Below are 10158 nucleotides of genomic sequence, written 5' to 3'. Positions count from 1 at the left end.
TTGGAATGTAGAACCATACTTTGCCGAATGCCTTGATAGCCTTATAAGCCAAGATATGGCCGAAATGGAGATACTTTTAATAGATGATTTAGGGCAAGACGGCAGCCGTACCATAGCTGAAGCTTATGCTAAAAAAGATAGCCGCATACGTATTATTACTCATACCGAAAATAGGCGGCAGGGAGCAGCACGGAATACCGGGTTAAAAGAAGCTAAAGGTGAATATGTATGGTTTATCGATAGTGATGATACCATAGAAAGCGGGGCCGTCGCACGTTTTTACAAAGCGGCCAAAGTTAATCAATTAGATGTATTAATGTTTAAAGTTACGGTTTTTGGCAACAAAGAGGTACCGAATTTTGATATAGAAAACAAAACCGGGCAGTTAAACTTTGTGGCCAATAATTTAATGAGAACAAATGAGGTTATTACTATCTTTAACACACAAATTGAACTAAAAAATTTTACTAATAGTGTTAATAGTAATGTACACTGGACTTATCTTTTTAGGCACGATTTTCTATTAGAGAATAATTTATTCTTTATAGAGAAAATTTTTCATCAAGATTTTTTAACTATACTGTGGCTTAGTTTAGTCCAAAAGGCTGCTTGCATTAATGAAGTTGGTTATTACTATAGAATACGGCAAGGCAGCACAATCACTAATAAAAATCTGAGCCACCTTACACAAAGTTACCAAAGTTATTCTGTAGTAACCAAAGAGATTATAAGTTTTATGACTAACCATAAAGCCAACGAATTTGTTTATTTTATAGGATTAAAATTATTTTTTAAGGCTATAGATTATAAAACAAGACCCATAGTAAGAAAGCCCTCTATTAAAGTAAAATATCAAGCTTTGTTAAATGATTTTTATCAACTCTTTAAGGCTTTAGCTCTTTATGACGGCCAGCATAATGAGAAGATTCTTCGAGAAGCTATGCAGCAGCGTGGATTTTCACGTAAGCTTGCTAAGAATATTACCGGCATTATCTGCCGGCAGCCTCTTAATGAAAAGGCTTTAACCAAAGCCCTTAACAGCTGGCTATGTATTTTAATTATTAAAAAATACCTTAAACTCCTTACTCCGCATCAACTATTATCATTAAAAAGAAAGTTAATGGAGAAGTAACTGTGATTATTCCTATCGTTTTATCTCTAAATAGCGCTTACACTAAACCAACTGCTGTAGCTATAGTTTCAGCCCTTGCTAATGCCGCCGCCGGTACACAATATTATTTTTACCTTCTTACGCACAATTTAACCAGAGACGATGAAAGTTTTATAGAGCAACTTACCACAAAGTACACTACCTGCGCGGGGGTAAAAGTAATTTATTTTAGTGATGCCGATTATACCCAAATCCCCAGCATTAATAATAAAGCTCGCGAGATTATTTTTAGGCTTTTTGTTCCCAACCTTTTGTCCGAAATTGACAAAATAATTTACCTTGACAGCGATATTTTAATTTTAAATGATTTAACCGAACTATACAACATTAATCTTGAAGGCAAAGCTTACGCCGCCGTTAGCGAAAAGGGGGTGCATAATTTTATTAGACCACCGTTAATTAATAACGATACCAAACGCTTATTCGATTTTTTTTATGAGCTTGGGTTCGATTTACTAGACGAGCAAACTCACTACGTTAATGCAGGAGTAATGGTTATTAATGCGGTGTATTGGCGAGAGCATAATTATACTCAAAGAGCTTTAGCGTTTTTAACTCAACATGCTCCCAATCTGGTCCATCTTGAGCAAGATGCTCTTAATTACTTAGCGTTACAAGATGGGCCACAAAGTCGCCACTTTTTAAGTGCTAGCTACAACTTTTTTAGCCCACTTTTTAATATTAACCGTATAAATGCTGCCGAAACACGTTTTTTATTTAAGTCCCTTAATTTATTAAATCAGCTGAAAGAAAATTACCGGCCCCACATTGTGCATTATATAGCAGCCCGCAAGCCATGGAATGGGGCTAATACCGCCTTTGCAGAGCATTATCTTGCCTATGCCGCCCAAATTGGCTGGCACATAACTCCGCCAACCAGTTTTAAAGCAAAACTTAAACGTCTTAATTTTAAAAAATCGCTTAAAGCCCTTACCCCTTATGGTTTGATTAAATGGCGAAAGGCGCGTACAATATAAACGCCTCACCTTTATAAGTGTGCAAATTGAAATAAAAAGGAGATTAATTATGGCTATTCCTATTGCCCTATCATTAAATAGCGCTTTTACTAAACAATCGACGGTAGTGATGTTTTCGGCTTTGCAAAATGCTCATAGAAGCACACAATATTATTTTTACTTACTTACTTACGATTTAACCGACAATGATAAAGCATATATTAGCGGCAAAATAAGCGGCTTTGAAGCTTTTGCCGGGTTAGAAGTCATTTATCTTTCGCAGCAAAATTACGCCGATATTCCGGTCTTGGTTAATAAGATTTCTAAAGAGAATATGTTTAGAGTATTTTTACCGCAGCTTTTACCTCATATTCCTAAGTTAATTTACCTTGATAGCGATATTTTAGTACTTAAAGATTTAACAGAACTTTACAACACTTCCATTGAAGGCAAAGCTTATGCCGCCTGCAGCGAGAAAAAAACTTTTGAGCTAATTAAAAATCCCTTTAGTAATTACAATGTCAAACGAATTTTTGACCTATACTATAAAGAAGGCTTTGATTTATTTAATGAGCAAAATCATTACATTAACAGCGGTATATTGGTTATAAATAACGATTATTGGGCAGCCCATAATTATACCAAAAGAGCGTTAAAGTTTTTAACCAGACTTAATGGGAATGGCTTAGTTTACAGCGATCAAGACGCCTTAAACTATTTAGCATTACAAGACGGCCCTGCCAGTCGTATTTATATTAGCTGGTCGTATAATTTTCATAGCCAATACCTTGATATGACCCGCATTACCGACCCACGTATCCGCTTTTTGTATAAAGCCTTAAATTTGGAAGCCGAAATGACGGCTAACTATCAACCGCATATTGTGCACTATGTAGGCAAAAATAAACCATGGAAAGGTAGCACCTCGTTCTTTTCGCCGCTTTATAGAGAATATGCCGCTAAAATTGGTTGGCACATCGACCCGCCGGGAAGCTTTAAAATTAAACTTAAGCAATTTACATTTAGAAAGTTTATCAAAAATATGACTCCCTACGGCTTAATTGTAATGAAAAACCAAAATAAAAACTAAACGAGGAAAGACTTATGATTATTCCTATTGCTTTATCACTTAATAGCGCTTTTGTTAAGCAAGCCACCGTTACTATGTTTTCGGCTTTACAAAATGCTGCTGAAGGCGCGCAGTACCAATTTTGCTTACTTACCTACAATTTAACCAAAAAAGATATAAAATTTATTAACGATAAACTAAGCAGCTTAACAGCCTTAGCAGGCATTGAAGTTATTTTTTTAACTCAAGAAAACTATGACAGCATTCCTAAGTTGGTTAATAAACGACCCAAAGAAAATATGTTTAGAGTGCTTATTCCACAATTACTACCCAATGTACCCAAATTAATTTATCTTGATTGTGATATTTTAGTGCTAGGCGATTTAAGTGAACTTTTCGACATTAATTTGGAAGAAAAGGCCTATGCAGCCTTTAACGAGAAAGACCTTTTTCATTTTACTCGCCCACCGGCAAATATTGGCGCCAAAAAGCTTTATAATTTTTTTTATCAACTGGGTTTTAATTTACATGAAGAAAATAATTATGTTAATTCAGGTGTGTTAGTAATAAACAATCATTATTGGCAACAGCATAATTATACTCAAAGAGCATTATCATTTCTCCACGAATTTAATGGGAAGGGACTTGTTAATTCTGACCAAGACGCTTTAAATTATTTAGCTTTACAAGATGGTCCTTCTAGCAGAGCTTATTTCAGTTTACACTATAACTTTCTTTGCTATTTACTGCCTATGCTTAGCTTTGACATTACCGATATAACCAACTTTAACACACACATCTTTTATAAATCGTTTGGTCTAGAAAACGAAATGAAAGAAAATTACATACCAAAACTTGTACACTTTGGCGGGCGCTTTGCTCCATGGCGCGGAATAATAAACACGCAATTTACAAAGCTTTACCTTAGCTACGCAGCTAAAATTGGCTGGCACATCGACCCGCCGGATAGTTTTAGAGCCAAACTTAATAGACTTACTTTAAAGAAAGTACTTAAAAATATAATGCCGTATGGGTTGGTTTTATTGAAAGGAAAACGTAAGAGGTAAATAAGCATTTAAACCCATTTACCTACCCATACCTACATAATTAAAGCCTAATTCTTTAAGAACAGCACTATTTAAAGCATTACGCGCATCAAAGATATGACGGCCGGTCATAAGCTCTTTCATTTTAGCAAAATCGGCCTCACTAAATTGCGGCCATTCGGTAACTAACACTAAACCATCGGCATTCTTTACAGCTTCGTACATATCATCAAAATAAGTTAAGTTGGCACTTTCATTAAAATGTTCTTTAAATTTAGTCATCGCTTTAGGGTCATACAATCGTACCTGCGCTTGATTACCCAGCAGTTCTTTTACTAAATAAATAGCCGGTGCTGCACGCACATCATCGGTGTCGGGCTTAAAGGCCAGTCCCCACAAAGCAATTTTTTTATTAAAGAGCGGGTTAATATTAATTTTAATTTTATTAATAAAACGCTCACGCTGGCGGGCATTAATATAGGCCGTTTCGCGCAGCAACCCTAAATTAAGGCCGTGTTCCTCGCCGGTACGGATAAAAGCGGCAATATCTTTAGGGAAGCAGCTACCACCATAACCAATACCTGCCTGTAAAAATTTACTACCAATACGTGCATCTAGACCAATACCGTGTGTTACATCGTTAATGTTAGCATCAACTTTTTCGCATAATTCGGCCAACATGTTGGCATAGCTAATTTTAGTAGCTAAAAAGCTATTAGCCGCTTGCTTGATAAGTTCGGCCGAAGCCACATTAGTAAAGATAATAGCTACATTTTGCTTAATAAAAGGCTGGTAAAGCTCGTTAAGTAAAGCTTTAGCCTTATCACTAGCCACCCCGCATACAATACGATCTGGCTGCATAAAATCTTTCACAGCAAGACCTTCACGTAAAAACTCGGGATTACTAGCCACATCAGTCTGTAAATTTTGGTTAATGTTTTTTATCCAGTCGATGATTTGCTTGTGCGTACCTACCGGCACCGTTGATTTTTCGACAATGAGTTTATAACCGGTACTATAGCGAGCTATTTCTTCTACCGCCTGCTGAATATAACGCAGATCGGCTTGCCCATCATCGCTTTGAGGTGTACCCACACAAAGCATAATAATTTCGGCAAAATTTGCCGCCTCTTTTATGCTGGCAGTAAAGCTAAGCTTACCACTAGCCAAAGCCTTTTGTAAGAGTGGCTCTAAATCTTTTTCATAGATAGGGCTTAGACCTTTTTTAAGTTTATTAAGTTTTGGCTCATTAATTTCCACCGCAAGTACATTGTGGCCTTGCTCGGCAAAACAAACAGCACCCACTAAGCCAACATAGCCGGCACCGATAATGGTAATTTTCATAGTTAATATTGTAACAAAAAAAAACCGTTGTGGCAAGCGGAATGGGAGTTGATTAAACAGCATCTAAATAAAAATAGATAAAAATCACATAAAGAAATATCTAAAATATTTATTTACTTGCGGTAATGGACAAAGAATAGAGTTAGTCCATAACTTAAAAAATAGCAAAATTTAAAGACCAAAAAATAGCAATAAGATAACGAAAACTAAAGCATTTCGTATATAACATTATTTTTTATTCACTGCCACTCTATATTTTTAGTATAGACAAAAAACATGTTATGTGCTACAGTAACACTAACGTCATTGTTTTTTTATTAAAAACGAATAAACGAGTAGCGTTGAGTGTAAATTTTAATATTTATTATAAAGGTAGACTTATGAAAGTAGTTATTTTAGCAGGTGGTTTGGGTACGCGTCTTTCAGAGGAGACCAACCTAGTGCCTAAACCAATGGTTGAAATTGGTGGACACCCTATTCTTTGGCACATTATGAAAATATACTCGCATTACGGCTTTAATGAGTTTATTGTGCTTACTGGGTATAAATCGCATATTATAAAGGATTATTTTATTAATTATTACTCGCGTTATAGTGATGTTACGGTGGATATGGCAAGTAACGTAGTGGAGTTACATAAAAATAGAACTGAAAATTGGAAAGTTACTATGCTTTACACTGGGCAGGATAGCATGACTGGTGGGCGGCTATTAGCTGCTAGAGATTATATTGGTAAAGAGCGGTTTATGATAACTTATGGTGATGGTATAAGTGATGTTGATGTTACCGAATTAGTTAAAAATCATGAAAAAGCAGGTAAATACGCTACACTTACAGCGGTGCGACCAAGCGGGCGCTTTGGGGTGTTGGATATGGAGAATGATGGAACTATTTTATCTTTTAAAGAAAAGGCCGAGGGAGGTAGTGGTTGGATTAACGGTGGTTTTTTTGTGATGGAGAGCGAAGTTTTTAATTATTTAAAGGATGGCAAGGGTACTATTTTGGAGCGAAGGCCGCTAGAGATGTTAGCAAATGAAGGTCAACTTAACGCCTATAAACACGACGGTTTTTGGCAAGCGATGGATACTTTAAAAGATAAAAATGATTTAACCAATATGTGGTCGAAAGGTAAGGCAGTTTGGGCTGTATGGAATAAATAATGGATAAAAAAATTCTTATTACTGGGGCAACGGGCTTTATAGGGCGCAATGTTACTGCTGAAATGGTGCAACGAGGGTATACCGTATATGCTCCAAGTATCAATTCTTTACAGACCAATAACGAAAAAATTGTGCAGTGTGATTTAGATTTTAATAACCGTGAAGCCGTTAAAACTTTTATGGAAGAATATAAGTTTACGGATTGTATCCATTTGGCGTGGTATGTGGGCAAAGGGCTACATAAATCTAATCTCAATATGGAGTGGTTATCTTTGTCGTTGGATATGTTAAAGTGGTTTAAAGAGAACGGCGGCAAACGTTTTTTAATGGCTGGTAGTGTCTCTGAATACGATTTTTCTTACGGCTACTTTAAAGAAAATGCCACGCCAATTACTAATCACTCTATATACGGGAAAGCGAAAGCGGCTTTAGATGTGGTGGGGAATCAGTATGCAGCTCAAAACGATATAGCGTTTAAAACAGCTCGTATCTTTAATCTTTATGGCCCATTTGAAAAGCCTGAGCGTATTGTGCCGGCAGTAATATTATCGTGTTTAAAGAATGAAGATGTGAGGGTCTCTGATTGTGTAAAGCAAGTTGATTACCTGCATGTTTACGATATGGCGATGGGTATTGTCACTTTGTTTGAGAGTGATATGGTGGGTGCAGTTAATATTTCTTCGGGCGAGGCGGTAAGGTTACGAGCTATTGTTGAAAGAATTGTAGAATTCACTAGGTCAAAATCGAAAGTATTATGGGGAGTAGTTCCTCCAAGTTATGATGACCCTTTTGTGTGTGGCGATAACGAAAAGCTGCGTTCACTAGGGTGGCAACCCCAGTTTACGTTAAACGAAGGTTTAAAACAAACTATAAGTTGGTGGAAAGAGAATGGAAAATTTTAACAACGTGTACAAGGGTAAAACTGTATTAGTTACGGGGCATACGGGGTTTAAGGGTTCGTGGCTATCGGTTTGGCTAACTTCATTAGGAGCAAACGTAGTGGGCTATGCGCTAAACCCTTATTCACCCAAAGGCAATTATTACGCCTCACACCTAAAAAAACATTTATTTGCTGATGAACGCGGCGACTTGCGTAATTTTGATACATTAGAAGCGGTAGTTGAAAAATATAAGCCCGAAATTATTTTTCATTTAGGTGCGCAAGCATTGGTAAGAACGGCTTATGTCGACCCTAAATACACTTACGAAACTAATATTTTAGGCTCGGTTAACGTGATGGAAGTATGTCGAAAGTTTGATTTTATTAAAACAGTGGTGATGATAACTTCAGATAAATGTTACGAAAATATTGAGCAGATATGGGGCTACAAAGAAACTGACCGAATGGGCGGATATGACCCTTATTCAGCTTCTAAAGGAGCTGCTTCATTAGTAATTTCTTCGTATCGAAGTTCGTATTTTAATATTAACGATTATGCTAAACACGGTAAAGCAGTAGCTGAGGTGCGTGCGGGTAACGTCGTAGGTGGTGGCGACTGGAGTGATAATCGTCTTGTACCGGATTGTATCAAAGCCATCGAAGAAGGACGTGATATAGAAATACGAAGTCCCAATGCCACTAGGCCGTGGGAGCATGTACTTGAACCATTGGTAGGATATTTACGTGTTGGTCAAAAGTTAATAGAGGAGCCAGTAAAATATGCTACTGAGTTTAACTTTGGGCCACCGCTGGCTTCTAATAAAACTGTGTGGGAAGTAGTCAGCAAACTGGTAAAATATTATGGGGAAGGAGTCGTCATTGATAAATCAGCCGGTGTATTTGTGCACGAAAACCAGTTATTAAATCTTGATGTTACCAAAGCTTATGTGATGCTTGACTGGCAGGCACGTTTAACTTTAGATGAGACCATAAAGTTTACAGTGGATTGGTATAAAGAAGCCTTGCAGTCGGCAGATATGTTTGATTTTTGTTTAAAACAAATTGATGATTTTTGTAAAAGAGGAAGTTAAGAGTTTGGATATTTCAAGTTTTGACTGCCTTATAGTTGGGAGTGGTTTTTGCGGTAGTGTGATAGCCCGTAAGCTTGCCGAACAAGGTAAAAAAGTGCTGATATTAGAACGGCGAAACCATATTGCTGGTAATATGTACGATGAGATAGATGATAATGGTATTTTAGTGCAACATTATGGACCACACACATTGCATACTAACAATAAAGAGGTTTTTGACTTTATTATCAAGTACGGCGACTGGGTCGATTATCGCTTACAATGTGCTGCAGTAATGGACGATATTGTTTCACCATCGCCGTTTAACCTAACCACCATTGATATGCTTTATAATCAAGAAGAAGCCGAAAACTTGAAGCAGCATTTAAAGATTTGTTATGGTGAGCAAAAAAGTGTAACTATTGTTGAGCTACTGAGATGTGATGACCTGCTAATTAGGCAATATGCCGAAAAATTATTTGAAATAGACTATCGTCCTTATACAGCCAAGCAGTGGGGTATTCCTCCTGAAGAAATTGATGTCAGCGTACTAAAGCGGGTACCTGTTAGATTAGATTATACCAATGCTTATTTTGATGATACTTATCAAGTTATGCCTAAAAATGGGTTTACACAATTTTTTACTGGATTATTAAATCACAAAAATATTGAAGTAAGGCTTAATACAGATGCCTTAAGTTATTTGCAAATTAACACTGAAAGCAAAAAAATTTTATTTAATAACCAACAGATTCATATTCCAGTAGTGTATACTGGTGCTATAGACGAGCTATTACAATATAGTTATGGACAGCTGCCCTACCGCTCGCTCCGGTTTGATTATCAAACTAAACAAGTTGATAGTTTTCAGATTGCTCCCGTAGTTGCTTACCCTAGTGCCGAAGGGTATACCCGTATAACCGAGTATAAAAAATTACCTGTGCAAAATATACAGGGTGTTACTACGGTAGCCTACGAGTACCCATTACAGGTAAAAGATGGTGATGACTTAGAGCCATACTACCCTATTTTAACTGATGTGAACACTGTTATGTATAACAAATACTTAGCTAATTTACAAGGATTCCCTAACTTTTTTTTATGCGGTAGGTTGGCTGACTATAAATACTATAATATGGATAACGCTATTATGCGAGCATTTGAAGTGTTTAATAATATTGTTAAAAGGTAAATAAGGCAAATGAAAGATATAAAAATATTTGTATCTCATCGTATCGATTTAGATAGTGAAGTAATAGATAACCCTCTTTTTGTACCTGTACGTTGCGGAGCGGTGTACGATAAACGTGAAAATAAACCAGATATTATTGGTGATGATACTGGAGATAATATCTCTGAAAAAAGATTGTCGTATAATGAACTAACAGTAATGTATTGGGCTTGGAAGAACGTGAAGGCTGATTATTATGGGCTTTGCCATTATAGGAGGTATTTTAGTTTT

At 36.6% G+C, this 10158-nt stretch carries 10 protein-coding genes; 9 read left to right on the top strand and 1 reads right to left on the bottom strand.

What is annotated here, in order from left to right; all coding sequences use genetic code 11:
- From FWE37_07835 to FWE37_07820, 4 genes are all read left to right on the top strand, one after another.
- The coding region (locus tag FWE37_07835) for a glycosyltransferase (protein ID MCL2520888.1) at positions 1-1132 on the top strand (1132 nt) is incomplete at its 5' end.
- Between the two features lie 2 nt (positions 1133-1134).
- Entirely contained in the window at positions 1135-2148 is a 1014-nt protein-coding gene (locus tag FWE37_07830; protein ID MCL2520887.1) for a glycosyltransferase family 8 protein, read from the top strand.
- Positions 2149-2197: 49 nt separating this feature from the next.
- Positions 2198-3217: a glycosyltransferase family 8 protein gene (locus FWE37_07825; protein ID MCL2520886.1), complete on the top strand. Its 1020-nt coding sequence runs from the start codon at positions 2198-2200 to the stop codon at positions 3215-3217.
- A 14-nt stretch (positions 3218-3231) separates the two neighbouring features.
- Positions 3232-4263: a glycosyltransferase family 8 protein gene (locus FWE37_07820; GenBank protein MCL2520885.1), complete on the top strand. Its 1032-nt coding sequence runs from the start codon at positions 3232-3234 to the stop codon at positions 4261-4263.
- Positions 4264-4281: 18 nt separating this feature from the next.
- On the opposite strand, the gene FWE37_07815 is transcribed toward FWE37_07820, so the two are convergent.
- Complete coding sequence (locus tag FWE37_07815) at positions 4282-5586, bottom strand: UDP-glucose/GDP-mannose dehydrogenase family protein (GenBank protein ID MCL2520884.1); 1305 nt, start codon at positions 5584-5586, stop codon at positions 4282-4284.
- A gap of 380 nt (positions 5587-5966) precedes the next feature.
- Here FWE37_07815 and rfbF point away from each other — a divergent pair, with 380 nt between their 5' ends.
- The 5 genes from rfbF to FWE37_07790 form a co-directional block, all read left to right on the top strand.
- The gene (rfbF, locus tag FWE37_07810; GenBank protein MCL2520883.1) at positions 5967-6746 is read left to right on the top strand and encodes a glucose-1-phosphate cytidylyltransferase; all 780 of its coding nucleotides are present in this window, start codon (positions 5967-5969) and stop codon (positions 6744-6746) included.
- Between the two features lie 62 nt (positions 6747-6808).
- Positions 6809-7648: an NAD(P)-dependent oxidoreductase gene (locus FWE37_07805; GenBank protein ID MCL2520882.1), complete on the top strand. Its 840-nt coding sequence runs from the start codon at positions 6809-6811 to the stop codon at positions 7646-7648.
- On the top strand, positions 7635-8717 hold the full coding sequence (gene rfbG, locus FWE37_07800; GenBank protein ID MCL2520881.1) for a CDP-glucose 4,6-dehydratase: 1083 nt from the start codon (positions 7635-7637) through the stop codon (positions 8715-8717). Before FWE37_07805 ends, rfbG begins: the two co-directional genes overlap by 14 nt.
- A gap of 4 nt (positions 8718-8721) precedes the next feature.
- On the top strand, positions 8722-9888 hold the full coding sequence (glf, locus tag FWE37_07795) for a UDP-galactopyranose mutase (GenBank protein MCL2520880.1): 1167 nt from the start codon (positions 8722-8724) through the stop codon (positions 9886-9888).
- Between the two features lie 9 nt (positions 9889-9897).
- Positions 9898-10158 (top strand): DUF4422 domain-containing protein (locus tag FWE37_07790; protein MCL2520879.1); only part of this gene is annotated, 261 nt, incomplete at its 3' end.

This window comes from Spirochaetaceae bacterium (assembly GCA_009784515.1).
In the GTDB taxonomy this organism is placed as follows: Bacteria; Spirochaetota; Spirochaetia; order WRBN01; family WRBN01; genus WRBN01.
The sequence above is the reverse complement of the archived record's forward strand: the minus strand, read 5'-3'. Positions and strand labels throughout refer to the sequence as shown.